General features: G+C 53.4%; 30 protein-coding genes. 19 read left to right on the top strand and 11 right to left on the bottom strand.

What is annotated here, in order from left to right; all coding sequences use genetic code 11:
* The first annotated feature begins 24 nt into the window (after nucleotides 1–24).
* Entirely contained in the window at nucleotides 25–1,161 is a 1,137-nt protein-coding gene (locus tag ACZ47H_RS07195) for a DUF373 family protein (protein ID WP_464933012.1), read from the top strand.
* Here ACZ47H_RS07195 and ACZ47H_RS07190 read toward each other — a convergent pair.
* Nucleotides 1,142–1,786: an undecaprenyl diphosphate synthase family protein gene (locus tag ACZ47H_RS07190; RefSeq protein ID WP_464933011.1), complete on the bottom strand. Its 645-nt coding sequence runs from the start codon at nucleotides 1,784–1,786 to the stop codon at nucleotides 1,142–1,144. The genes ACZ47H_RS07195 and ACZ47H_RS07190 overlap by 20 nt on opposite strands.
* A 105-nt stretch (nucleotides 1,787–1,891) precedes the next feature.
* Between ACZ47H_RS07190 and ACZ47H_RS07185 the strand changes: the two genes are divergently transcribed.
* The 6 genes from ACZ47H_RS07185 (at nucleotide 1,892) to ACZ47H_RS07160 (ending at nucleotide 5,221) form a co-directional block, all read left to right on the top strand.
* Nucleotides 1,892–2,497 carry an inosine/xanthosine triphosphatase gene (locus tag ACZ47H_RS07185; protein WP_464933010.1) on the top strand — a complete coding sequence of 202 codons (606 nt, stop codon included), beginning with the start codon at nucleotides 1,892–1,894 and terminating at the stop codon, nucleotides 2,495–2,497.
* A gap of 60 nt (nucleotides 2,498–2,557) precedes the next feature.
* A complete protein-coding gene (locus ACZ47H_RS07180) occupies nucleotides 2,558–2,947 on the top strand; it encodes a 30S ribosomal protein S8e (RefSeq protein ID WP_464933009.1) in 390 nt (129 codons plus the stop codon).
* Between the two features lie 20 nt (nucleotides 2,948–2,967).
* On the top strand, nucleotides 2,968–3,270 hold the full coding sequence (locus tag ACZ47H_RS07175) for a signal recognition particle protein Srp19 (protein ID WP_464933008.1): 303 nt from the start codon (nucleotides 2,968–2,970) through the stop codon (nucleotides 3,268–3,270).
* Between the two features lie 112 nt (nucleotides 3,271–3,382).
* Nucleotides 3,383–3,790 carry an H/ACA ribonucleoprotein complex subunit GAR1 gene (locus tag ACZ47H_RS07170; RefSeq protein WP_464933007.1) on the top strand — a complete coding sequence of 136 codons (408 nt, stop codon included), beginning with the start codon at nucleotides 3,383–3,385 and terminating at the stop codon, nucleotides 3,788–3,790.
* A 220-nt stretch (nucleotides 3,791–4,010) separates the two neighbouring features.
* Nucleotides 4,011–4,664, top strand: a complete 654-nt coding sequence (locus tag ACZ47H_RS07165) for a hypothetical protein (RefSeq protein WP_464933971.1) — start codon at nucleotides 4,011–4,013, stop codon at nucleotides 4,662–4,664.
* A 155-nt stretch (nucleotides 4,665–4,819) separates the two neighbouring features.
* A complete protein-coding gene (locus ACZ47H_RS07160) occupies nucleotides 4,820–5,221 on the top strand; it encodes a helix-turn-helix transcriptional regulator (protein WP_464933006.1) in 402 nt (133 codons plus the stop codon).
* Here the strand turns inward: ACZ47H_RS07160 and ACZ47H_RS07155 are convergent.
* The 4 genes from ACZ47H_RS07155 to ACZ47H_RS07140 all read right to left on the bottom strand — a co-directional run bounded on the left by ACZ47H_RS07155 (nucleotide 5,199) and on the right by ACZ47H_RS07140 (nucleotide 8,418).
* Nucleotides 5,199–6,395, bottom strand: coding sequence for a tRNA (guanine(10)-N(2))-dimethyltransferase (locus ACZ47H_RS07155; RefSeq protein WP_464933005.1), 1,197 nt, complete (start codon nucleotides 6,393–6,395; stop codon nucleotides 5,199–5,201). The genes ACZ47H_RS07160 and ACZ47H_RS07155 overlap by 23 nt on opposite strands.
* On the bottom strand, nucleotides 6,361–6,918 hold the full coding sequence (locus tag ACZ47H_RS07150) for an NTPase (protein ID WP_464933004.1): 558 nt from the start codon (nucleotides 6,916–6,918) through the stop codon (nucleotides 6,361–6,363). Before ACZ47H_RS07150 ends, ACZ47H_RS07155 begins: the two co-directional genes overlap by 35 nt.
* A 6-nt stretch (nucleotides 6,919–6,924) precedes the next feature.
* Nucleotides 6,925–7,902, bottom strand: coding sequence for a helix-turn-helix domain-containing protein (locus tag ACZ47H_RS07145; RefSeq protein WP_464933003.1), 978 nt, complete (start codon nucleotides 7,900–7,902; stop codon nucleotides 6,925–6,927).
* Nucleotides 7,903–8,010: 108 nt separating this feature from the next.
* Nucleotides 8,011–8,418: a transcriptional regulator gene (locus tag ACZ47H_RS07140; protein WP_464933002.1), complete on the bottom strand. Its 408-nt coding sequence runs from the start codon at nucleotides 8,416–8,418 to the stop codon at nucleotides 8,011–8,013.
* A gap of 157 nt (nucleotides 8,419–8,575) precedes the next feature.
* Here ACZ47H_RS07140 and pdo point away from each other — a divergent pair, with 157 nt between their 5' ends.
* Entirely contained in the window at nucleotides 8,576–9,316 is a 741-nt protein-coding gene (pdo, locus tag ACZ47H_RS07135; protein ID WP_464933001.1) for a protein disulfide oxidoreductase, read from the top strand.
* Here the strand turns inward: pdo and ACZ47H_RS07130 are convergent.
* On the bottom strand, nucleotides 9,303–10,526 hold the full coding sequence (locus ACZ47H_RS07130) for a hypothetical protein (protein ID WP_464933000.1): 1,224 nt from the start codon (nucleotides 10,524–10,526) through the stop codon (nucleotides 9,303–9,305). The two genes, pdo and ACZ47H_RS07130, sit on opposite strands and share 14 nt — an antisense overlap.
* Nucleotides 10,527–10,538: 12 nt before the next feature.
* A complete protein-coding gene (locus ACZ47H_RS07125) occupies nucleotides 10,539–10,838 on the bottom strand; it encodes a hypothetical protein (protein ID WP_464932999.1) in 300 nt (99 codons plus the stop codon).
* A 270-nt stretch (nucleotides 10,839–11,108) separates the two neighbouring features.
* On the opposite strand from ACZ47H_RS07125, the gene ACZ47H_RS07120 reads away from it, so the two are divergent.
* From ACZ47H_RS07120 to ACZ47H_RS07110, 3 genes are all read left to right on the top strand, one after another.
* Complete coding sequence (locus ACZ47H_RS07120) at nucleotides 11,109–12,167, top strand: NAD(P)-binding protein (protein ID WP_464932998.1); 1,059 nt, start codon at nucleotides 11,109–11,111, stop codon at nucleotides 12,165–12,167.
* Between the two features lie 25 nt (nucleotides 12,168–12,192).
* Nucleotides 12,193–12,681: an Lrp/AsnC family transcriptional regulator gene (locus tag ACZ47H_RS07115; protein ID WP_464932997.1), complete on the top strand. Its 489-nt coding sequence runs from the start codon at nucleotides 12,193–12,195 to the stop codon at nucleotides 12,679–12,681.
* Nucleotides 12,682–12,768: 87 nt separating this feature from the next.
* A complete protein-coding gene (locus ACZ47H_RS07110) occupies nucleotides 12,769–13,713 on the top strand; it encodes an NAD-dependent epimerase/dehydratase family protein (RefSeq protein WP_464932996.1) in 945 nt (314 codons plus the stop codon).
* Here ACZ47H_RS07110 and ACZ47H_RS07105 read toward each other — a convergent pair.
* Nucleotides 13,710–14,396, bottom strand: coding sequence for a phosphoglycolate phosphatase (locus tag ACZ47H_RS07105; protein WP_464932995.1), 687 nt, complete (start codon nucleotides 14,394–14,396; stop codon nucleotides 13,710–13,712). The genes ACZ47H_RS07110 and ACZ47H_RS07105 overlap by 4 nt on opposite strands.
* Before the next feature lie 88 nt (nucleotides 14,397–14,484).
* Between ACZ47H_RS07105 and speE the strand changes: the two genes are divergently transcribed.
* Nucleotides 14,485–15,405 carry a polyamine aminopropyltransferase gene (gene speE / locus ACZ47H_RS07100; RefSeq protein WP_464932994.1) on the top strand — a complete coding sequence of 307 codons (921 nt, stop codon included), beginning with the start codon at nucleotides 14,485–14,487 and terminating at the stop codon, nucleotides 15,403–15,405.
* 4 nt (nucleotides 15,406–15,409) lie between these two features.
* On the opposite strand, the gene ACZ47H_RS07095 is transcribed toward speE, so the two are convergent.
* Entirely contained in the window at nucleotides 15,410–16,279 is an 870-nt protein-coding gene (locus ACZ47H_RS07095) for an NAD(P)-dependent oxidoreductase (RefSeq protein WP_464932993.1), read from the bottom strand.
* A gap of 86 nt (nucleotides 16,280–16,365) precedes the next feature.
* On the opposite strand from ACZ47H_RS07095, the gene ACZ47H_RS07090 reads away from it, so the two are divergent.
* The 5 genes from ACZ47H_RS07090 (at nucleotide 16,366) to ubp (ending at nucleotide 19,715) form a co-directional block, all read left to right on the top strand.
* Nucleotides 16,366–17,478, top strand: coding sequence for an NMD3-related protein (locus ACZ47H_RS07090; protein ID WP_464932992.1), 1,113 nt, complete (start codon nucleotides 16,366–16,368; stop codon nucleotides 17,476–17,478).
* Between the two features lie 7 nt (nucleotides 17,479–17,485).
* Nucleotides 17,486–17,815 (top strand): translation initiation factor aIF-1A, encoded by a 330-nt coding sequence (locus ACZ47H_RS07085; RefSeq protein ID WP_464932991.1) that lies wholly within the window; start codon nucleotides 17,486–17,488, stop codon nucleotides 17,813–17,815.
* Nucleotides 17,816–17,817: 2 nt separating this feature from the next.
* A complete protein-coding gene (locus tag ACZ47H_RS07080) occupies nucleotides 17,818–18,639 on the top strand; it encodes a serine protein kinase RIO (protein ID WP_464932990.1) in 822 nt (273 codons plus the stop codon).
* Nucleotides 18,603–19,199, top strand: a complete 597-nt coding sequence (locus ACZ47H_RS07075) for a KH domain-containing protein (RefSeq protein ID WP_464932989.1) — start codon at nucleotides 18,603–18,605, stop codon at nucleotides 19,197–19,199. The genes ACZ47H_RS07080 and ACZ47H_RS07075 overlap by 37 nt, the downstream gene beginning before the upstream one ends.
* Nucleotides 19,200–19,262: 63 nt before the next feature.
* Complete coding sequence (gene ubp, locus ACZ47H_RS07070; protein ID WP_464932988.1) at nucleotides 19,263–19,715, top strand: UBP family nucleoid-associated protein; 453 nt, start codon at nucleotides 19,263–19,265, stop codon at nucleotides 19,713–19,715.
* Between the two features lie 11 nt (nucleotides 19,716–19,726).
* On the opposite strand, the gene ACZ47H_RS07065 is transcribed toward ubp, so the two are convergent.
* Nucleotides 19,727–20,575: an SAM hydrolase/SAM-dependent halogenase family protein gene (locus ACZ47H_RS07065; protein WP_464932987.1), complete on the bottom strand. Its 849-nt coding sequence runs from the start codon at nucleotides 20,573–20,575 to the stop codon at nucleotides 19,727–19,729.
* Nucleotides 20,576–20,829: 254 nt separating this feature from the next.
* On the opposite strand from ACZ47H_RS07065, the gene ACZ47H_RS07060 reads away from it, so the two are divergent.
* Complete coding sequence (locus ACZ47H_RS07060; RefSeq protein WP_464932986.1) at nucleotides 20,830–22,092, top strand: Glu/Leu/Phe/Val family dehydrogenase; 1,263 nt, start codon at nucleotides 20,830–20,832, stop codon at nucleotides 22,090–22,092.
* Nucleotides 22,093–22,219: 127 nt separating this feature from the next.
* Nucleotides 22,220–22,708 carry an adenosine-specific kinase gene (locus ACZ47H_RS07055; RefSeq protein ID WP_464932985.1) on the top strand — a complete coding sequence of 163 codons (489 nt, stop codon included), beginning with the start codon at nucleotides 22,220–22,222 and terminating at the stop codon, nucleotides 22,706–22,708.
* On the opposite strand, the gene ACZ47H_RS07050 is transcribed toward ACZ47H_RS07055, so the two are convergent.
* A complete protein-coding gene (locus ACZ47H_RS07050) occupies nucleotides 22,705–23,907 on the bottom strand; it encodes a pyridoxal phosphate-dependent aminotransferase (protein WP_464932984.1) in 1,203 nt (400 codons plus the stop codon). The two genes, ACZ47H_RS07055 and ACZ47H_RS07050, sit on opposite strands and share 4 nt — an antisense overlap.
* Nucleotides 23,908–23,996: the final 89 nt, after the last annotated feature.

Here is a 23,996-nt window from a genome sequence, read left to right as displayed (position 1 = left end):
CTTAGAATACCGGTGAACCGTGAGTTGGCCTTAAACGAGAAAAGGAGACCCCTAATACTCGTTGTAGACATAGATAATGATATAGCTGACGCTCTAGGGACGAGCATGGTGGTAGGCTACGATAATGTCAAGAAGGCCGCGTTAGAATTCGGGACTAAGAGGCCAGAGGACGCCGACGTTAACGCTATCTTGGCCGGGCTCAAACTCTATAAGGAGCTCTCAGAGAAAGGCCTCGACCCTGAAATAGCCGTTGTTGGAGGCCATAAGGTCGACTCTCTAGCCGCGCAGAGGAATATAAAGCAGGCGGTAGCCAGGATCGTTGAGAAAATGAATTCCCCGGTTGAATTCTATATCGTCAGTGATGGCGAGGATGAATTTGTTATCTCCCAACTACTACATGAATACGGGAGTATCGCTGGATTCTATAGGGTCATCGTAGAGCAACACCTTGGTATAGAGGGTGGTTACCTCCTCGTGTTGAAGTACCTCAAGAAAGCAGCAGAGGATCCACGCTACTCGAAGTATCTCGTGGGGATTCCAGGAATAGCTCTCCTAACGATAAGCATAACTGCTCTCTTCAACATGGCATACCTCGCACTAGAACTTCTACTACTCCTCATAGGCTCAGCTATGATCATTGTTGGCTTCAACCTCGAGAGGCCTCTAGAGGAGTGGCTCCATGGCGTAGCTCAGGCTATTTGGGAGAGACCCCACTTCCATATAGTAGGCCTAATAGTGTTCATCCTGCTCTTCGGCACAGCCCTCTACTCGGGCTACCAGTCCTATGAGAGATACGGCCTCAACACGAGCCTAATATCAGAAGTCTCAAGGGTATCAATACCATTATTAAGCGCCTCGATAATATCATACCTCCTCATAAACAGAGTATTCACTAAAGCCAGCAGGGGAGACCTAAACCTATACCACGAGGCTGCAGGCATCATAGTAACCCTCTCAGTAGCACTAGCATTCTATAATATGGGCGTATACCTCCGCCAAATAGGCCCCAACCAGGAGATAACGCTGCAAGCGTTCCTAGACAGCGGGTTCATACAGTATATAATCATAGGGACCGGTATAGCCGCACTAATAGAGCTAACGAGGCGGGTCGCCGTCCGTGAGAAGGGTACGGGTGAGGAGTCTATCTCCCATAGTTCTTAGGGAGGTTATGATACCATTCAATGGCCTCATCAACTTCCTTAAATGTTAGGTCTGGCCAGAGGGTCTGGGTGGAGTATAACTCCGCATAATCTGCCAGTAGGGGGAGAAAGCCGCTGAGCCTCGGGTACCCTCCAGTCCTTATGACGAGGTCCAGGTTGGGGAGGAATAGAGTGCTAGCGGGCATGTAGCCCATCCTCACCCTGTTCAGCTCTATAGCGTTAGAGTAGCAGTAGAGTATGGTTATGGTAAACGGGCTCCCCCACCTAGAGATCTCCATTATCTCCCGCGATTCCTCGGCGACCTCCTCCCCTATAATGCAGGGATTACCCATTACTATTATCCTCGCTTCTCCATTCCTCACTTTCTTATGCTCTCTTACCTTCTTGAACGCAACATTAGTGACTCTTCGCAATATACTGATCTCTGCTCTAGAGCGTCGAAGGCAGTTGTCTAGGCTCATAGCGAAGACTGTTATATAGCGTATCCCCTTATCGGACAAGTAGTCTATGACGTCCATTAAGACATCTAGGCCTCTCAGGTAGGCTTCATATAGCCCCACACGGTTCCTATTAGCCCAACGCCTGTTACCGTCCGGTATCAGTCCCACGTGCACTAGTTCCGCCATAGCCGAGCACCAGTGACGGTAAGTCCCCGCCTACGATCTCCCGGGGAAATGCGGGGTTCCTAGAGGATATTATCTGATTGGTTGTTTTTAGAATAGGGTGTCGCTATGAATTACAAGCGGGACTGGTGTAGTAGGAAGGTAAGAGTCTCGATTGCAACAATGAACGAGGTCAAGGTTAGGGCTGTCGAGGAAGCCTTCAGGAGATTCTGTAACATCGGAGAGGTAATCCCTGTAAAGCCCCCCAGCCTCCCCAGCCAGCCGGCAGGGTCCCTAATGGTCTACAGGGGTGCTCTTAAGCGCGCATTGGAGGCGAGAAGGAACGCTGATTTCGGCGTCGGGGTTGAGGCGGGCCCTATAGAATTCTACACGAGCACAGGGTTTATTGAGACCCAGATAGCAGTGATCGTGGGGCCCAATAGTAGAGTTAGCGTTGGAGTGAGTTCTTCATTCGAGCTGCCACAAGGGATAGTTGAACGGGTCCTTCATGGGGTGGAGCTGGCCACCGCTGTTAGGGTCCCTAGGAGCGGTGATATTGGCGAGGGGATCGGGTACATAGGCTACCTGACCGGCGGCTTCATTACGAGGCAGGACCTCACACTGCAGGCCGTTACCATGGCTCTAGTGCCATGGATTGGGGGCTTCGACTCCGACCTGATGACTGTAGAGGAGGCCCTCGAGATCGCAGGGTATCATGGAGGGGGCAGGGATTAACTCTTTAAAGCGCTCCAGCAACGGGGGATCTGTGCGGATGAGACACTGAGGTGGCAGTGAATGGGAGTATACCAGTGGAGGGACCATAAGAAGCCGACTGGAGGCAAGAAGAACTGGTACTATAAGGTTAAGAGGAAGTATGCTACTGGGAGGTTCTTCGTACCCGCAGTCGCCGGGAGCGAGGAGAGCAGGAAGATCGTTAGGGTTAGGGGCGGCAACGTCAAGGTTAGGGTTAGGAAGACTGCCTACGCCATAGTCTCCGATCCGGAGAAGGGCAGGGCTGTGAAGGCCCGTATACTCAGGGTGCTTGAGACTCCCGCTAACAGGGAGTATGCTAGGAGGCAGATTATAGTCAAGGGGGCCATTATAGAGACCACTGAGGGTAAGGCAGTAGTCACCTCGAGGCCCGGGCAGGATGGTGTCGTGAACGCTGTCCTCATCAAAGAATAGCCTCCTCGGTGGCATCTCCTTTGAGCAGAGAGTACAAGGGGGAGAGAATAGTAGTATACCCCTCCTATATTGATAAGAGGCTTACCCGGAGGCTTGGAAGGAGGGTCCCCCGAGAGGAGGCGGTGGAAAATCCTCGCCTTGAAGAAATCTACGAGGCCGCCTCCGACCTCGGCCTCGATCCACTTATAGAGGAGGATAAGGCATACCCCCGGACCTGGTATTCTAGGCGGGGCCGGGTTATCGTTAGGAAGACTGATAGTAAGAGCAGGGTCCTGAGAAGCATTGCTAAGAGGATTAAGGAGAGGAGGAGGTCTAAACACTAGCCGCGATCCCTTATAAAGAGTGGACAGGTAAACCACGGTTATACCACCAAATATCGGCCCGTCAACTCGAATAATAGGGCGAGCTCCCCACCGCCTCCATACGGTGTGGTAGTTGGCAGAGAAGCTGCTGCTAGGCAGGGTAGTGGCGAGGACAAAGTCCGGGTACATCGTGGTGGCGATCCACGACCCGGCTATGAGGGTGAAAATAGGGGGTAAGGTGGTAGACGGCACCGGCAGCTTGGTAGGAGTGGTCGCCGACATAATAGGCAACGTGGAGAAGCCGTATGCAGTAGTGAAGCTTAAGGGGAGTGAAACCCCAGAGGAGGGAGCCCAGCTATTCATGCTTGTAGAGAGGAGGCGGCGGGGGGCTGCCAGGAAAGGGGGAAGGAAGCGTGGAGTCCGTAGGGGGAGGCAGAGCAGGGGTAGAGTGCCCCCCAGAAGCGATCGTGGTCACCCCAGAGGGGCTAAGGGTCTGCACGGTAGACGGAAGAGTACTGGGGAGCGTGGCTCTAGACGATAGCCCAGAGTGGAGAAAGTTCCCGAGAAAGGGGGAGTCTAAAGGATTAGAGCGGGGCTCGAGGCCCCTAACGCACTCCTACCATAACAGCGGTGTCGAGGTCGAGCTTAGGAGGTCTAGGAGGAGGACAAGGAGCTCTGCCCGCCTTAGTAAAGTTAGGAGGAGATTGTATAGATCTGGTGTCACAAGGAGGGAGAGGACTGTCGTCAATACCCTAACCCTAATGCACAGGATACTGAACCATCTCGAACTAGCCAGGTCTAACGCGGTCAAGGAGGTGGCGGGGAAGATTATAATGAGCTACCTGGAGAAGAGGCGCTCAGAGGGGGAACAGGCGAATAAGACTACGATAATAAACTCCAAGGAGAAGCTTGCGATCGTGATAGCCGCGCTCCGGAAGGCTATAGCAATCCACAACCTGCCTATAGGTGAGAGCGAACTCTACGACGCCGTAGCATCTGAGTTCGAAATAGCGGGGAGCCCAGAGTTCAGGAACTATGTCTGGAAGATCATGAAGAGGATGAACGATTACGGTGTGACACCATCGTATAGCACATACGGTACCCCATCCCAGAGGAGCAGGCTATTGAGGATTGAAAGGTATATCGAGCGTCTCCTTTATGATCTAGGACTTCCAGTATCTCTAAAGTTCCCTGCCTTGAAGTTCCTAGAGACAGCGATGAAATCTGGCAAGAGCCTGTGGGGGAGAAAGCCGGAGGCAGTGGCGGCTGCCGCAGTGTATCTTGTTGCAAGACTGTACGGCTACGATGATATCACGCAGAAGAAGGTAGCGAGCATATACAGGCTTAGCGAGGCGAATGTTAGGAAGACATTCCGGTACCTCCTCGAGGATATGGTTGTTGTAGTGGGCCTCTAGCATCTAAGAGTAAGAGTTATTTAGAAATAGTCATAGGAGGCTCTGACAGGTCAAGGACAGGATAGATATATAGGTTCCGACGCGACTATAATATCAATACGGCGTACAAGTCGCTTCGATTGGACTAAGGAAGGCATGAGCAGGTGTAGGAGAGAGTGGCAGGGATCGGGGAACTCGAAAAGAAAGCATTGGAGATAATCGAGACTCAAGAGGGAGGAGTTCTTCAAAGCGACCTATGGAAGATGCTTGGACTGGATAGTCGAGAAGGATCGAGGCTAGTCCTACGCCTTGTTAAGAAGGGCCTGATAAAGCGCGAACAAGTATCAGTGAACGGCCGTAGAACCTATAAGCTCACTCCAGCTAAGATGGCTGCGGAGCCCGTAACCGTCAAGATCAATATCGCAAGTATCCTAGACATCCCGTGCACCACGTGCCCGCATCTATCGGAATGCGGCCCCAAGAACTTCTACGACCCCGCAACATGCCCTCTCCTCGAGGCATGGCTAGCTAGGAAGCTGGGCGGTAAGAAGGTTATTAGGAGGCCCGCAAGACTCTGACGACGTCATTATAGCTGGCGTCGGTCCTTATACTCGTAGGCGAGTAGTGACTCCTGCAAGCCCTGAACCCTGCTCCTTGTAGAAGTGATATTGCTTGCTCGACGCGGGGCATACTCATCCTAGCGTATGAAGCTACCTGCTCGAGCTTCAAGTGGAGCCTCCTATCTTCGAGGCTAGCCTCGCACCTAAGCCTCTCGAGCAGCCCTAGAATCCTATCCCTTGTGGACATGTAAATCCTACTCTCAGCCTCAGAGAGCATCTCGCTTATGAAGCCGGGATCGTTGAGGGGACCCGTCCAGAGGGGGCCAACCGGTACAGGCTGTTCGTAATTGCTGCACGATGGGGGGTCCCTCACTATATACGTCCTCTTCTCCCCGGGGCAATAGTAGGCGTAGCCTATATTGCTCTCTAGCATCCTGTCGGCCCTCCTCGCCCCCCTCCTAACGAGGAGGTATGCCCTGAAGTAGTGGTCAGCGTAATAGGCTAGTATAGGCTCCACAGCTTTATCATGAGCCGCCGCCACCCTTGCAGCGTAACCGACGAGAACCCGGAGCCCTATCTCCTTCGACTCCGGAGTCTTCCTCACAGCAACCCCATACTTCCTGAGAGCCGCTCTCTGCTTTGAACCCTCGAGTACTGCGAGGTCTGTAGCTGTCACAGCTATCAAGCCCTTGTTGCCTATGACGGATAGGGCTGCGTTTAGGTAGGGGGCTGGGGAGCCGAAGGGGTCTATATCGACTACCAGCGGGGGCCTGTCAAGTAGGTGCCGGGTTGCGTGTAGTAGCTCCCTTGCATCCCTATGGTAAACTTTAACCTTCCCCTCAACCCCGTTTAATACAGTATTGCGCACCGCGATCGAGACTGCGCATTCGCTTATATCCCCCGCTATGATCCCCCCGACACCCTCCGCTTCTAGAGCGTAGCGTACAGCCCTAACACCAGTAGCCGTGAGAGGCTCAGCTATGTAGTAGTCTTTCACGGGCGCGAGTAGCTTCGTGTAAGCGTTCAGCGCTACAACGCTCACATCCCTGTTATACTCCATCCTTGGATTGTAGAAGACCTCCAGCCAGGCAGGCTCTATCCCGTGGGGGGCAACAGCCTTGCTGGGGTCTGGGATGTATAGTAGAGCTTTCCCCTCCCTAACGAGTGCTCCCGGAACACAGTCTCCTGGCAACGCTTTCAGCCTCACCCAGCAGCTGGTCCCTGTTTTCAAGCGTGACCTCTATGATAGTCGAGGATTCCCTGATAATACGGTATATGTCTGGGTCTCTCGACTTCAGCCTCCTATGTACTACTCCAACTATCGGCTTATCGCTGGCCAGCACCTCTATGATCTCACTCCTGAGTTCAGGGACCGCTAGTTCCATAGGACCTATTTCGTCCAACACTATAACGTCGGCCTCCCTTAAGGCCCGCCTTAGAGCGCCAACGCCAATCCTAACGGCATCCTCTACGACTACACCATACCTTCCTATCCTGGGGCCGGGATACCCTATTCTAGCCAGCCAGCCTCTCTCCCCCGTCGCGACATCTACTATGTAGAACCCAACCCTGCCCCCGCTAGGCCCTCTAGACTCGGGGGCTAGAAAGCCGCCCACCCTGCATCCGAGCCTCTCGACAATATCCTTTACCCGGGAAACTATTGTGCTCTTCCCCACACCAGGCCTGCCAGTGTAGAAGATCCTGTAAGGGGGCAACTCCCCTCACTCTTCTCGACCGGGTCTCTTCTCCTCTCTCATCAATGATCTTATAAGGTCGTTGAAGTTGTCAGCCAGGATTACGTTTATGCCCTCCTTCTCCAGGTCCCTTGCAACCCTCTTATCCTCCACTATTACCCCTTTATCCTCGATCTCGAGGGTCTTAGCCATCCTCTCCATATAGACTGACTTCTCATAGATCGTCTTATTGCTCTCCCTAGGGTGCTGGACTGTAAAAACAATCCTCTTCTCCTCAATCGAGCCGCCTATATCTATCACAGTCTTCTTCGCGTGAACCACTCTAAACCCTGCCGCCTCAAGGCTCCGGGCAGCCCTCTCCTCGAGCTTGGAGTCGAAGGGCTTAACCTTCCTAGGCTCCGGGAGACTACTAGTGTCGAATATATCGCATGGCACCACTATGTCCTCGCCTAGGAGTCTGATCAGCCTCTCGGCCCTCTCGATCGTAGGGTCAATCCTCCCCCTCTCATACTCGTACACAGCCTTACGGCTAGTCTTAAGGGCCATCGCAAGGTCTCCTAGGCTCAACCCCTTTTCGATCCGCCTCTCCCTAACCTTGGCAGGGTCCAGTCTAACCTTGTAGCCATCCCTTGACTCGAAAATATACACTGGCTCCCTACCGCTGAGTATCCCTTCAAGGGTCTCGGGGGAAACAACCCTCAATCCCATCTTCTCATAGGCGACCCCCTCGAACAGCTCTTCACTCCCCCTTCTCTCAGAGACTATTATCGGAGATATGTTCATGGATGAGGCGAGCGCCAACAGCTCTTGGAGCTCGCTCTTAGGGATCTCGTTTAGATCCCTCGCTACCTTGACAAGCACTATTCGACCATCACGCATACGGACGGCTAGATCTACGCTTCTCCTCTCTATCCTCCTCGGATACTCCAGCACTGTGATCTCGTCGGCATACCTGTAGAGTATGGCGAGAGTCTTGTAGAGGGTCTCCCTTGCACCTATCTCCATTACCGTCATAACCCCGTTAATTATGGTTAGTCTACGAGCAGAGTTATTAGAGTTAAGGGGTCTCGGGCTTACTAGGAGGAGCCAGATGGGGTGGAGACCCTACTTTGTCTAGTGGCATCCTGCCATCTGAGCGTATACGTTTACCTTTGAGCAGATCTTGCAAATTGATTCCCTATACCTTGCATAATCCTCCAGGGTATGTATACCATTATTCCTAGCGATCACGTCAGCGATCTCCTTAACTATCCTTAAAAGCTCCCTGTCCCGCTCGATCTCATCGACGAGCTTCTTACCCCTATCTCCACTGAGATAGTAGGTTACCGCTGCTGGTGTGAGCCCCATTATCTTTGCCGCTTTATACTTTGTTATCTTATACTCTTGTACGAGCGTCTTCACAACTAGAGCCCTAATGCTAGGTATAACTACCTTGCCAGCGTATTCACACGGAAGCTCTAGCCTTAACAGGTTCGTAGACTTCGCATTCCCGGACTCCTTTCTGTTATTACTGTTTACCACTTGCTTCCCCCATTAAGGATGAATGGTACGGCGATTAATAGTAGAGCTATATATCTCTCCATTTAATATAATATTCATTATTTTTATTTGAATCCATATAATATGTAGATAGCGTATTAAACTTCCAAGTAAACAGTGTTGACGCTGGTGCATGGAAGTGAGCGCGAGGAGATACTACACCCTAGACCTATCGCCAGAGTTCCGGGAGGAGCTCCGTGAGACCCTAGAGGACCTAGTAAACCCGGTCGAGATAGACGTCTTCATTGGACCAGACTGCGAGACCTGCGAAGACACCGTCGCCCTCATGAAGGCTATAGAAGAGGAGGCCCCGGTGAGGGAGGGAAGGAAGCTAATAAAAGTCAACATCTACGATAAGTCAAACCCCGACCACCTAGAGGAGTTCAAGAGGCAGGGTATCGAGAGGGTCCCTAGCGTAACCTTAATCGAAGGCTACATAAGATACACCGGGATACCCGCAGAGGAGGAGATCAGGGGCTTCATAGAGACTATCATAAGGATAAGTGAGGAGGACTCCGGGCTAGAGGAGTCAACTAAGGCGTTGCTAGCCAACCTTAAGGGTAAGGTCTACATAGAGACAATAGTCACCCCCAGCTGCCCCTACTGCCCCTACGCTGTCCTCCTGGCAAACATGTTCGCCTACGAAGCCTACAGGCAGGGATCTAAGAGCGTGATCTCCGATACAGTAGAGGCGTACGAGAACCCTGATATAGCAGACAAGTACGGGGTCCACAGCGTCCCAGCGATAGCCCTTAACGGCGTACTAGCCTTCGTGGGCGTACCCTACGAGGAGGACTTTGTCAGGTACGTGAAGGCAGCTGCAGAGGGGAGGATCGAAGAGCTAGTACTGAAAGAGTACGGGGACGCTACCGGCTTCTAAGCCTCCCCATCCTAATTCTATCTAGAAGCCTAGACTTCCTCAGCCTTATGTAGGCTAGCCCTATAAATCCCGCTGGGACGGGGACCCTTACAAAGTCGCCATCCACAGGGATCCTATCGCTCCCTAAAGGCCCTTCTATGAGGCACTCTGATCCATTCATGGGGAGCCTAACATCTACAACTCCAGGTTCCGGCGAGGGGTTATAGGCTGAGAAGACCATGCTGTCCTCCACCCATCCTGTGAATGTGAAGGCCGATCCACTGCTCCTAGTATTGCCATAGCCGTCCTCTGGGGCTTTGATAGGCCTCCAATCCAGCAGGTCCTCTAAGAGAAGCCTATAGGTGGCTTTGGGGCCGGAGGCAGCAATCCTCAAGCTCCCCCTTACATCAACCCCTACCCTCCCCTTACCTATGGTTATTGTTAAGCCATGCCTGGAGGCAAGGGAAATGCCCCTCCACAAGCCAACTGATACTGCTGGGACCGGGCCGATCGTGTGGGGGGAGCCTATTATCCTCGTAGTGTAGAGTGATCCGGGATATAGTATTGTTACTTTATGGTCGTAGTAAGGGGACCTGAGTTCGAGGGCACACTCCCCTTCAAGGTATAGGGCTCCTTGATAGAAGTAGCCGTGGCAATCGCCATGCTCCAAACCATATATTCCGCCCGCCATCCTGTGGGCTCTCACATCAATGTGGAACCCGTTAACATCAATACTAGTAGTCTCTCCACGCCTCGAGCGGCTACACTTCACAATACGCGAAGCCCTCATAGGTGGGGGCAGCTTGAATGCTAGCGATACGTCCCAGTCAGCATAGTATATACAGCCCGGAGGCCCCATATCTAAACCCCTTAGAATAGCCGGGGTCAGCGGGTTCCAGGAGAATGGATTAACTATTCTCTCAGCCAGCTCTCCTCCAAGCCACTCGGCCAGCTCCTCCAAGCCACTCCAGGGATCGAATCCCTGGACCGGCTCCCTATAGTAGCCCGTGTCGGGCTCGGCGGCGAGCTCAGCCTCTAGCCCTCCCCCATTGACTCTAACCCTGTAAATGCCGCAACAGGACCAGTCGAGACCTGGGAGGCCTCTCGCCTGAAGCTCCCTCCGCCCGGCTAGGAGTAGGAGCTGCTGGGCCCCGGGGATCCTGGCGAGATCCATGGCTTCCAAGCTAGTGTATCCTGTCCAGTCAGGAGCGAGCAAACCCGAGTATTTCATCTATTATCTCCTCTACCCGCTCCTGGCTTTTAACCTCCCTGACAGCGTAGAGCCTCTCGCCGTCCTCGAGATCCACCTTCCAGCCCGACTCTCGAGCCTCTCCTCTTTGTCCCTAGTCGCCCCGGAACCCCTGATTAGGATTGATAGCCTCCTCCTTCCATCGCTGAACTCCGAATAGGTTATCTTAACCCCCTTCTCCCGCGAGTATGCGACTAGCCTCTTCTCGAGCGTTCTTGTCCCAGACAGGGTGGCGTGGTATACTTCCTTGCTTGAAGTCTCAAACCCCCTCCTCTCGAGCCTCTCCCTCAGCAACCCTACCACCATCACCAATAGACTAGTCTTATGCTGGAGAGCTTATATGAGGGGAGCGTCTAATCGCGGTAATCTCTTCACTGGTCTGGTGGGGGCAAGTGTCTTCATCCGCTCCCAGAGTTTAGACTAAGCTCCCTGTTGGGGGAGATAATCCTTATGGGCTATATTAGAATAATTTTTTAATGTTTCCGGAAAATAACGGGTGATCGTATGGGCGCCAAAGTATAAACCACTTCTACAGGCATATCTCCAGGGTTAGAGGGAGAGGTATTGGGTGGTAAGCCCGAGTACGCCGTAATAGGAGGCGGGCCTGCAGGAGCTGTTGCTGCACACCTCCTAGCGAAGGCAGGTTACACTGTGACAGTCTATGACTCGGCGCCCCGGCTCGGCATGAAGCCCTGCGGCCGGGGTATACCCAATGTTGGCAAGCTGCCTGTCTCTCTGCCCAGGGACTCCGTGGTGAGGCAGATAAGAGGGGCAACACTCTATGTCGATGGGGAGAAGGTGTTCGATTTAGAAGAGGGGCTCTCCGGCGTTATAGTGGATAAGAGCATTCTACTCGAGTCGCTTGTCACAGAGGCTGGAGCGGGGCTCGTTACCAAGGCCCACTATAAGGTGGGGAAGCGCCTGATTAGAGCTGGAGCCTTCCATATAGAGGTGAGTAGAGGCCTATTCGCTGCTGGACACGGATACTATGAGGGGGAGAAGATAAACGCCTTCCAGTATAGGATGAAGGGTAAAGTCTTTGAGGGCATGGATAAACTCCTCATCTACTTCGACACGAAGCTGATAGGCTACTACTACATATTCCCGAATGAAGGGGACGAGGCCGACGTAGGAGTTGGAGGATACGCGGGATTCCAGGATCTGCGGGCTAGGCTTGACAAGTTCATCCGGGAGAACGAGATCCTAGATGGAGCCAGAGTAGTCAGGCATGAAGGGGCGCGGATCGCTGTTGGGGGAGTAAGGCTGGGCCGAATAGATGATCTCCCAGTGATCGGTGAGGCGGCCGGCTATGTTCTACCGTTGACCGGGGAAGGGATTAGGCCGAGCATGATCTCCGGAAGCCTCGCTGCAGAGGCGATCGTGAAAGGGGTCCCCGTTGAGGAGGCCCTCAAGAAGGCAAGTATAACGGGGGCGGTGAACTTCCAGAGGAGGATACTGGAGCGAGTGAAGAAGATGAGGCCCGAGAAGAGGCGTGAGCTCCTGAAGAGCATACCTCCAAGCGCTCACGCAATGATAGCTCTAGGCGAGGTCGACAAGGCTAGGCTGGCAAGAGCCTTGATAAGGAAGCCCAGCCTCCTAGGAAAAATACTCGGGCTCATCTAGTATTGAGTGGAGGGCTGTACACGTTATGACAAGTGTTGATGAAAGGGACCTAGCCCTCCTCAAGCTACTAGAGGACGACTCTAGACTGGCATGGCGGAGGATCGCTAGGGAGCTGGGCGTGAGCGAAGCTACAGTATATCTCCGAGTCAAGAAGCTCACCCAGGATGGGGTGATCGAGGGCTACACGGTTAAGGTGAACCCAGAGAGGCTGGGGCTCTCAACCACCATATTCGCCCTGGTTAGGATTGAGGCGAGAATGGTGAGGGATATAAGGAGGAGGCTTAGCATGCTCAAGTACGTGTCGGAGGCTTACGAGATAACGGGTCACTACCACTTCCTGGTCAAGATAACCGCGCCCTCATTCTCCGAGGCCGCCAGGATAATAGATGAGTTAATGAACACCGACGGCGTCGTAGAGGTCAGCACCTTCACCGCTCTAAGAAAGATACGCGACGGCTCTAGGGTGGTTAGGGATTATATAGAGTGGAGTAGAGGCGGTCCAGCGAGAGCCTAAGGCCATCGCCCACAAAGTGGGCTGGCCACGGTTTGCTAGAGGTCATCCCGCCACCCAATACCTGTATCGCGATGGGAGTATATTGGCGTGGAGGTCGGATCCCCTGTGATTAGGCCACCGTCGCACGTGATTGTTGGAGGACTAGGGTTCATAGGATACCATCTAGCCGTCAGGCTACGGGAGCAGGGCTTCCAAGTGGTAGTAGTGGCTAGAAGGGGAAGTATAGAGAAGAGGGCTGCGCTCGCCCAGGAGCTGGTAGAGCAGGGGGTTGAGGTTAGGGATGCTGGAGTAAATGTTACATCTAAGGCGGTAATCGAGGCCAACCCGGATGTAATATACCATCTAGCCGGGAAGCCCGGGGGACCCTACAAGATCCAATACGAATCCCACGTGGACCTCCTAGAGGAGGAGATCAAGGCCGCCCTCGAAACATCAGCTAGACTAGTATACGTGAGCAGCATAGCCGTCTCAGCAGACATAGCCGAGGCGCCTCCGGGCAGCAGGGTTTCAGAGTCGCATGCCCCACCACGCCTCGACGCAGAATTCTCCACTATACACTCTCAGACAAAGGCGTTAGGTGAGAAGACGCTAGTAGACTCTGGGGTAGAGAGATGGGCTATTATTAGGCCTGGACTAGTCTTCGGCCCCAGAGCCCCGCACCGGGAGTGGAGGCTCCTCGGCCTCTCCGTGAGGATGCGGATTGCACCCGTAATCCACGGTGTCCCTGTCGTAAACGTTCTCGACGTGGCTGAAATACTCTATATGGCGGGGCTTGGAGGCTTCGATGGGAGATGGATCCATGCGGTAGCAGAGGGGATCAGCTATAGGGATGTGGTTGAAGCCCTCTGCCGGCTGAAGGGGAAGTCGTGGTGCCTCGAGGTGCCCGTGGGGCCGCTACTGGGGCTCGGAAGGGTAACTGGTAAGGCCAGCGCCTCGAGGCTTGCTTGGAGTATAGTTAGGAAGAGGTACAAGTATTACAGCGAGTACCTCCAGGCTTATCCCTGGAGGCTCGAACCTGTTGGAGAAGGCTAGAAGCGCCCCTCGAGCACCAGAGAGGCGATCTCAGCGAACCCCCGGCCCCCTGGTTTCGACGCCACATAGTCGACGACGCGCTTTACTTCAGGATCCGCGTCCACAGGGCATGCGCTATGCCCTGCCACCTCTAGCATCGGGAGATCATTCAAGCCGTCTCCCACGGCTAGGGTCTCTTCAAGGCTGACGTTTAGGAGCTTAGCAGCGACCTCTACGCCGGCATCCTTTCCACCGCCAGGGGGCTGTATGTGGACTGCATAGCCGGAGTCGTAGAGTATCATACCGTACTTTTCAATTATCCTCGATAGCATGCCCGTATCATACCCCGGGGGCGGGTAGAATGCTAGATCGTGGTGCCTGTAAGCGTTCTGCCAGCTCTCCCGGAAGCCAGCCTCTAACAGCTCCCTTCTAAGCTCATCCGGGGGCCTCCCCTTGCAGAGGTGCACAGTCTTACCCTCATAGAACACTACGCACCCGTTCTCCGCGACCGAGGGTCCTGTTGCCCCAAAGTATCTTGCAAGCCCAGCTGTTATCGGGAGGCTGTTCCCTGATACGAGTGATACCCTTACACCGTTCGCCTCGAGCTCCCTGATAGCCTCGATAGCCTCGAGGCTAACCAGCAGCACTCCCCTCCGGAGCGTGAGGGTCCCGTCAACGTCGGTTGCAACCAGCTTCACAGCCATCGGGATCGCACCATCCCACAGGGTTGCGGAATTCGACTGGCTTATAACGTGGAATGCCATCCTTTAACCCTTATACTGGTGTACTGCGATGGGAGAGGAGGCGTTCAACTGGCACTGGTTTATAGAGTGGGGGACCCCTACCAGCGCCCACATGTATGGGGTCGACGAGGTCCTCTACCATGGAAGGTCCAAGTTCCAGGACATAATGGTAGCTGTACTGAGGGACCTGGGTAAAGCCCTGATACTCGATGGGAAAACCCAGTCAGCTATATTAGACGAGTTCGTATACCATGAAGCCCTAGTCCATCCTGCAATGATACTCCATGGGAGCCCGAGGAAGGTGCTTATCCTCGGAGGAGGCGAGGGCGCCACTGCTAGGGAGGTCCTCCGGTTTAAGACTGTGGAAAGAGTGGTGATGGTCGATATCGACGAGGAGGTGATCAGGGTTGCTAGAGAGTATCTGCCTGAATGGCATAGGGGGGCGTTCGATGACCCTAGGCTCGAGCTTCTCATAATGGATGGATTAAAATATGTTGAGGAGGCAAGCGAGAAGTTCAACGTGATTATAGCTGACCTAGCAGATCCCCTCGAGGCTGGACCCGCCTATAAGCTTTACACGAAGGAGTATTATGAGCGGCTCAAGAGCCTCCTGAACCCTGGAGGGGTGTTCGTGACCCAGGCTACAAGCCCCACGATAACAACGTATACCCACGCCGTCATCTACAACACGATAAAGTCAGTGTTCAAACACGCCACGCCATACCATGCCTATGTGAGGAGCTTTGACGGCGTATGGGGGTTCGTGCTCGCCTCAGACTCAAAGGATCCCGCAAGCCTAACTCCAGAGGCGGTAGACGCATACCTGGCCGCGAACGTTGTTGGCGAGAACAGGTTCTATGAGGGAGCAGTACACCAGGCTATGTTCACTATGCCAAAACACATTCGGAAGGAGATCGAGAAAGTTAAAGAGGTGGCTACGCTCGATAACCCCGTCTTCATGCCAGCCTAGAGGCCTATTCCCTCTTCTCCCCCTTTATTATATGGTAGATCCTCGTATAGTCTGCTTCCCCCAGTCCATACCTAACCCCCAGCCTGTACAGGTTTAGGGCGCCTGCCGTGAGGTGCTGGGGGAGCCCCTTGTAGAAGCCTGTTCTCAGGGCGTAGTCTAGGTCCTTCATTGCGAGTGCCAGGGTGAATGATGCCTCCTCTCCAGGGTCCCTCTGCATCCTGTCAATGTACTTCTCCGCTACTGGACCGAAGACTGTCTTGGAAAGCACCTTCTTCACAGTTTCAGAATCTATTCCGTAGGCCTGGGATAGTAGGAGTGACTCTGCGAGGAGGCCCACGCTCCCTATTAGCAGGGAGTTGAAGGAGAGCTTAAGGGCCGCCGCTTTCTCCGGCTCCTCCCCCAAGTCTATGATCTCGCCGGCGAGGGTCCCTACCACGCTCTTTGCGGCGTCCTTGCACCTATTCTTGCCTGCAACTACTATTAGGGCTGTACCCTTCCTTAGGGTGGAGGGGCCTCCGAGTACTGGGGCTTCAACATAGCATCCTCCCAGGGATTCTACGAATGCCTGGAAGCGCGAGGAGCCGTGGGGGGTTATGGTGGAGTGGTTTACTATTATGGCTCCATCCATCCTGTGGAAGGTGCTCATGACAGAGTATATTGCGTCCTCGTCGGAGAGGAATATGAGCGTATACTCCGCCTCCTGCACCGCGTCGAATGGGGCGGGGACAGCCTTAGCCCCCAGCTTCTCAGCGAGGGTGGAGGCCTTCTCTCGAGTCCTGTTCCAAAGGATGAGCTCATACCCCTGGGATGCCAGCCTCTCAGCTGCAGCTGAACCCATTCTGCCTGTTCCAAGGATAGCTACGCGAGCCGCCATACTAGGACACCCTTATAGCATGTTAGCCTTCGATTCGAATAAATCTTCTATTTGACGACTGCAGTGTAAGGGTGGAGTAGAGGAGTATGGCTGGGAGTAGTAGGATATGCCCTAGATGCGGTCGTAGCGAGGAGGAGGTCGAATTCATCGGCCCCCTCTGCAAAGACTGCTACGTAGAGGTTTATGGTGTAGCTAGGCTTCCCGAGAAGGCGGGCTTCGTCTACTGCCAATACTGTGGCAGGTATAAGTATCAGGGAGGATGGAATGAGCCCTCTGGCACTATAGAAGAGACCCTCCTAGACTACCTCTCCATAGTCTTAACCAGGAGGCTGAGGCCTATAGAGAATATTGTGGAGGCGTGGATAGGAGACATACGCCTCGACAGGGAGTTTACTGGCCCCGGGATCTACAATGCCTACGTGAGAGTCCAGGGTAGGCACGGGAGAGTCGAGGTTGTAGAGGAGAAGGTTGTAAACGTGAAGGCTGACGCCGCAGTATGCCCGTCATGTACGAGGAGGATTACTAAGAGGGGCTATAACGCTGTCCTGCAGGTTAGGAGCAGCCGTGGCAGGCTGAGCGATAGTCTAAGGGAGAGGGTGAACGTGTTCCTATCCGAGAACCTATCGGGGCGCCTAGCCGAGTCCATAATTGGTTTAGAGGAGCACAGGGAGGGGTTCGATATACTCGTAGATGACCCATCAATAGCCCGTATGATAGCGGCGAAGCTGAGGTCTAACTTCATGGCTAAGACCATAGAGACCTTCAAGCTCGTGGGAAGGAACCCGGATGGCTCGAGGAAGGGGAGGCTAACGATATCGGTAAGGATCCCGGAGATCGAGCCAGGCGACATCATATTAGTGGATGGCAGACCATACCTTTTCCTCGCGACATCCCGTGGAGGCAACCTGCTCCTAGTAGACCTTGAGAGGGGTAGGGAGGAGTATATGTCCTCAGACCTTCTCTGGCAGAAGGGGTTCAAACCCTACCCTGGAGGCGTGGAGCTGAAGAGGTACATGCTGATTAGCAGGGATAAGAATACCACCATTTTCCTAGACGCGGAGTCTGGGTACCAGGATGTAGTCGAGGTACCAAGTAATAGTGTTAAAATATATGTTGATAAATTTACTGAAGGGCGAGAGTATAAAGTCTTCCAAGCAGGCACCAAGATCTACGTGGTAAAAGATCTAGGAGATGGGTGAAGACAATATGGCAAGGAAGGATAGGGGGAGGGACAGGAAAGGAGAGATGCCCCTTCCAAACGAAGAAGAGGGAACAATGCTCTGCGTCGTCAGGAGAAACCTGGGCGGGGGCTTCCTGGAAGTCTTCTGTAAGGATGGTGAGATCTACAAGGCATGGATCCCGGGGAAGATGAGGAGAAGAGCCTGGATGCGCGAGGGCGACGTGATACTATTCCTCCCATGGGGCTCAAAGGATATGAAGGGAGAGGTAGTCTACAGGTACCTCCGCGACGAGGTTAAGAAGCTCATCGATATGGGCCTCATCACTGAGGACTTCATTGAGGAGGGCATGGAGTAGGAGTGCCTGGTAAGGGGAGATGGCTTAAGAGGAGGAGGGACGAGGAACACCGGGTTAAGGATCGAGACTTTATAAAGACGGTTGAAGAGGTCTTCGACTCATTCACACTCACCCACGTATACAGGCTCATGACCAAGGGGATCCTAAAAGACCTGAAGGGTGTAGTGAACGCTGGGAAGGAGGCACGTATATACAGGGGGATCCTCCGCGACGGTAGGGATGCAGCCGTCAAGATCTACCTGTCCTTCACGGCAGAGTTCCGGAAAAGCATAAGGATATACATAGAGGGGGACCCTCGCTTCGAGAATATCCCTCGCTCCAACTTCAGGAAGCTTATCTATGAATGGACTAAGAAGGAGTTCAGAAATCTTAAGAGGTTAAGGGAGCATGGAGTGAGGGTCCCCGCTCCAATAGCCTACTCTGGCAACGTTCTAGTCATGGAGTTCATCGGCGAGAACGGGGTGAGAGCCCCGCTCCTCGCCGAGGTGGCTGAAGAACTGTCGGCTGAGGAGTTAGAGGCGATATATAATGATGTGCTGCGCCAGCTCGAGATTATCGTTTGCAAGGCTGGACTGGTCCATGCCGATCTAAGCGAGTTCAACATAATGATCTACGAGGGGGTGCCGTGGATAATAGATGTGGCGCAGGCCGTCCACTATAGCCATCCCCACGCCTTCGAATTCCTCGAGCGGGATGTAAATAATATCTTCAATTTCTTCTCAGAGTACCTAGACGTGGAAAACGATAAGGCCACAGTCTCTAAGAGGCTTAGGAGGTGCCTTGAGGAATGGCTATGGGGGAGTCGCGGCCGAGGATCTATGTGAAGGTCCCTATCAATAGGCTGGGCGCTGTTATCGGCAAGAAGGGTGAGGTCAAGCTAAGGCTCATAGAGGAGCTGGGGGTGAGGATAACCATTGACAGTGAGAACTCGATGGTTATAATTGAACCGGAAGCTCCCGGTACGCCTCCAATAAACATGATGAAGGCGGGAGAGATCATTAAAGCTATAGCTTACGGGTTCCCCCCGGAGAAGGCCTACAGGCTGCTTGAGGACGACCAGATCCTCGTAATAGTGGATTTGAAACAGTTTGTCGGGGACTCTCCGAATCACCTGAAGAGGATCAAGGGGAGGATTATTGGAGAGGCGGGTAGGGCTCGTAAGACTATCGAGGAGATGACTGGCACCGACATCTACGTTGGAGACCACTATGTGGCGATAATAGGGGATTATGAGAGGGCTATGGCGGCGAAGAAGGCTGTAGAAATGCTTGCAGAGGGGAGGATGCACAGCACCGTCTATAGGTATCTGGATAAGGTGCTGCGGGAGATTAAGCGGCGCGAGGCTCTAAAGATGTGGGCTAAAGACGAGTTCGAAGAACTATAGTATTCTCCGCAATACTTTTCCCCTCCCAGTGCGAACCGGCACAGTTGGGGTTGGACGGGGGCGATGACGTTAGCCTGCGACGAGCAGAGCCCAGCCCGGGGCGGTGAGAAGGAAGAGCCGAATGAGCCTCCGTCCGACTGCAGGATTATAGTCTATGGTGGCAGAAGGGCTTTGGACTTATTAGCCGACCTTGTGAAGGAGCCGTTTTACGAGTATAATTCGAAGATCTCCAGGACGGGCTATTACTTGAAGCCAGTCCACAAGGTGTACAAGCGCCTCCCCGACGGCAGGACTAGGATCTACGAGTATTATGGAAGGTACTGGTGGAGGAAGGAGGGGAAGAAACTGGTTTACGCGGGCAGGGTGAAGCCTAGAGTGATAAGAGAGGATCCCCCAGAGCACCCACTTGAAGGGTTATCCATCATAGTTGAAGGTGACGATATTATAATGGATTGTAGGGATTATGAGAGGTTCCAAGAGCACTTTAGGGGGTTGAGGGTTGAGAGATACATTTGACTCTGCAGAGATTACTCTATCGGGGTTATCACTACCGGGTCTCCAACGTCTACCCTTAGCCTCCTAGCTGCGTTACCCTGATTCACAGCTATCTCTAGATATCCGAAGCTGTTCACGTAGAGGACCAGCTCGCCGGTCTGGGCGTCCTCGAACTTCCTGCCAACAACTGCTGGAATGGAGCCTGCCTCCGTGCTGACCATAACCCTCTGCCAGGAGTTGATCGCGAGCACCCCCTGCCTGGCGCTGAGGGCGACGTTACCGAACTTATCCACATAGACCACTTTCAGCCTGTAACCCTCCTCGACCTCCTCCACCCGCTCTAGTATGAGCCTCTTCAGTTTTGCCTCCTCGATAGGGGTTCCTAGGAGCTCCATATCCACACCTGAAGCGTAGAGCGCGGCTGCGGGCGCGAAGACGTCTCTTGCGTGGAATGTGTTTGATAAAGGCCACTTGCCTCCTGGTAGTTTGCCTTTAAACCTGCTGGCCGCTGCCTCTACGACGCGGGCGGGTATCAGTGAGACCCCTCTCTTGAACTTTTCCCTCTGCACGGCTGGGTAGAGGATCCCGTTGTTGGGTCCAACGAAGACGTAGTCTCCCGCCTCAACCAGCACTGCTTCCCTGGATGTGCCCACGCCTGGATCCACTACGGCGACTATTATTGAACCCTTAGGGGTCCAGTAGTAGGTATTGGCTAGAATATATGCTCCGGCTGTTATCTTGAAGCTCGGTACAGTGTTATCGATATCGTATACCTCTAGCCCGCTATTTATAGACTTTATCAGAGCCTTCAATATCCCCGTGTAGGGTCCCTCGCCGAAATCCGTAATCAAGTATATCTGCCCATGATTCTCTCCAGACACTCTCAACCACCAGTCCAGGGCGCTCTTGGTAACCGGTCACTATATCTAGCCTCCAATGGCTCATTTAACTAGTGGGGGAGCGACGCCCTGGGGAGGCGTGGCCGAATGGCTCCTCCAATGACCCCAGGGTCTCTGTCCCCCGCACACCTCTATATCATTGTTTCAGCCCACTATACGGGGGACGCTTTAATCTTGTAATCGTTTATATAGTTATATACGGAATATATAACTTGAGTGCGTGAGGTGCGCACAATATGACTATGGTTCATGATCCCTATGAGGAGGCGAAGAAGCAGCTTCGCCAGACTATCGAGCTTCTAGGCCTCGGAGAAGAAGTATACGAGGTCCTCTCTGTACCCGAGAGGCTCCTCCAGGTTAGGCTCCCAGTAAAGATGGATGACGGAACCGTTAAGGTATTCATTGCATGGAGGAGCCAGCACAACAGCGCCCTAGGTCCCTACAAGGGCGGTGTCAGGTACCACCCCGAGACTAACGCTCACGAGGTAATCGCTCTTAGCATGTGGATGACCTGGAAGAACAGCCTTGCAGGCCTTCCCTACGGTGGAGGAAAGGGTGGCATAAGGGTTGATCCCCACAAGCTGAGCCCCGGAGAGCTGGAGAGGCTCTCCAAGGCCTACTTCGAGGCTATAAGCGACATTGTAGGCCCAGACCAGGACATCCCCGCCCCCGACGTCTACACTAACCCACAGGTTATGGCCTGGTTCCTAGACGCTTACAGCAGGGTTAAGAGGGGCCAGTACCTCGCCGTGGTGACCGGTAAGCCTCTAGAGCTAGGAGGAATGCAGACTAGGATAATCGCCACCGGCTACGGAACCGCTGTATCAGCTAGGGAGGTCGCCAAGAAGCTGTGGGGCGGAATCGAGGGTAAGACTGTCGCCGTACAGGGCTACGGCAATGCTGGATACTATGCCGCCAAGACCCTCCATGAGATGGGCGCTAAGGTCGTTGCTATCAGCGACAGTAAGGGCGGAATTTACAACCCCGACGGTCTAGACCCGGACGAGGTCAAGAAGGTTAAGAACGAGACCGGCTCGGTGATAAACTATCCGAAGGCCGTGAAGAAGCTCACTAATGAGGAGCTACTAGAGCTGGAGGTAGACGTACTGGTCCCCGCGGCTATAGAGAACGTGATAACCGAGGCGAACGCCGACAAGATAAAGGCAAAGCTGATTGTGGAGGCGGCAAATGGCCCCACCACGCCCGAGGCGGAAGCCATACTCACTAAGAAGGGGATAATTGTGGTACCCGACATCCTCGCCAACGCAGGAGGAGTAATAATGAGCCACATCGAGTGGGTTAACAACAGGATGGGCGGCTGGATAACTGAGGAGGAAGCCAAGTCCAGGCTCGAGCAGAAGATGATCAACAACACAATCAAGGTATGGGACTACTGGCAGAAGAAGCTCGACACGAGCAAGTACAACATGAGGGCCGCCGCCTACGCTATCGCAGTAGACAGAGTAGTAAGGGCTATGAAGCTGAGGGGCTGGATATAAGCCCCTCTAAATCAATCATCCCTCCAACACCCCGAATTTTCTACATATATTTCTAGACTACTGTTCCCCTCTAACGTAATGAAGATAAGACTCGGGCACCATAATTATTAGAAACCAGGGGTTATCCATGAAGCTAGACCTCGAGGTCGTAGATATACCTGTGGCTGAAGGAACCAACGTGATTATAGGTAGGAGTCACTTCATCAAGACTGTTGAAGACCTATACGAGGCTCTCGTGACCTCTTGCCCAAGCCTACGCTTCGGTATAGCTTTCTGTGAGGCCAGCGGTAAAAGACTGATAAGGAAAGACGGTAATGATGACGAGCTTGTAGAGTACGCTGTCGACGCTTGTAGGAAGATAGCGGCTGGACATGTTTTCGTAATATACATTAGAGGCGGGTGGCCTATCAACGTTCTCAACGCGATCAAAAACGTACAAGAGGTAGTATCAGTCGATGTCGCCACCGCGAACCCGTTAAAAGTTATAATCGCAGACCTTGGCGAGCAGAGGGCTCTCTTAGGCGTCGCGGACGGGTTCAAGCCATTAGGGGTAGAGGATGAAGAGGACGTGAGAGAAAGAAGGGAGTTTCTTAGAAAAATAGGGTATAAGCGTTAAGTCTCCATCATATTCTTTGCCGCTTCAACTATCCTCTTTGCACCCTTCTCGATATCCTCGATCGACGTGGCGAAGCTGAACCTCACGTAGTCCTTGCCTAGCTCTCCCGGGAAGCTTGTGCCTGGAAGCACTAGAACATAGTACTCGTAGAGGAGCTTGTCTACAAGCTGGTGAACGTCCATGCCGGTCTTGTCTAGAAGCTTCTTTACTCTAGGGAACATGTAGAATGCCCCCTTCGGCAGGTAGGCCTCGATGCCAGGAGCCTCTGAGAGGATCTCGTATAACCGCTTAGCACGCCTCTCGAACTCTCTTATCATCTCTCTAACAGGTCCCCAGTCTCCCCGCAGCGCTTCTATTGCAGCCTTCTGGGCGAAGCTCGGCGCACAGCTGTAGACCGAGACTGCTAGGTCGAGGAGTCTTGGTATTACATCTTCTCTCGCTACTAGGTAGCCTAGCCTCCATCCGGTCATGCTGAATGTCTTCGAGAACCCGTTCACGTATACAACGTGGTCTCTCCAGTCGTCGTACTCTAGGAAGCTCTTGAACCTTGCCCCGTGGAAGACGAAGTTGTCGTATATCTCGTCAACGAATACTACTAGGTTATGCTTCCTCGCAAGCTCCATTATGGCGTCAGTCTCCTCGGGGGTGAGAACCGTGCCGGTTGGATTGTGGGGGTTATTTACTACGATTCCCCGGGTCTTATCGGTTATCGCTTTCTCAAACTTTTCGATATCAATAGAGAATCCCTCTCCCTCATGGAAGTCCATGGGGACGAAAACAGGCTTCGCCCCAACGAACTTAGCTACTTGACTGTAGGCGTAGTAGCTGGGATCCGGTATGAGCAGCTCGTCTCCTGGGCGTAGGAATGCCGCTAGAGCTATAAAGACTGCTGTCTTGGCTCCGGTGGTAACTATTATCTCGTCGGGCGACACCTTTCCATAGCGCGAGAGATACTCGGATATAGCCTCCCTCAGCTCTGGTATACCGGCTGTTTCAGTATACCCGGTGAATCCCTCGTCGAGAGCCTTCTTAGCCGCCTCCCTTATGTGGGCTGGCGTGGGGAAGTCGGGTTGCCCGATTCCGAAGCTTACAACATCCCTGCCCTCCCTGATGAGTTTCTTGACTATTGCAAGGTAGGTGAACCCCGTCTCGCCCATGATCTCATGCATTACAGGATTCAATACCTGTGTCGGCTTCATCCGATATCACCTATGAGACAGCGTTTTCATTCTATGATTGATACTAGGTTAATTAGCATGAGTTGATTAACAGATACTGACGGTGAAGC

The organism is Thermodiscus maritimus, from assembly GCF_055382595.1.
This window is presented reverse-complemented; position numbering and strand designations above follow the sequence as displayed.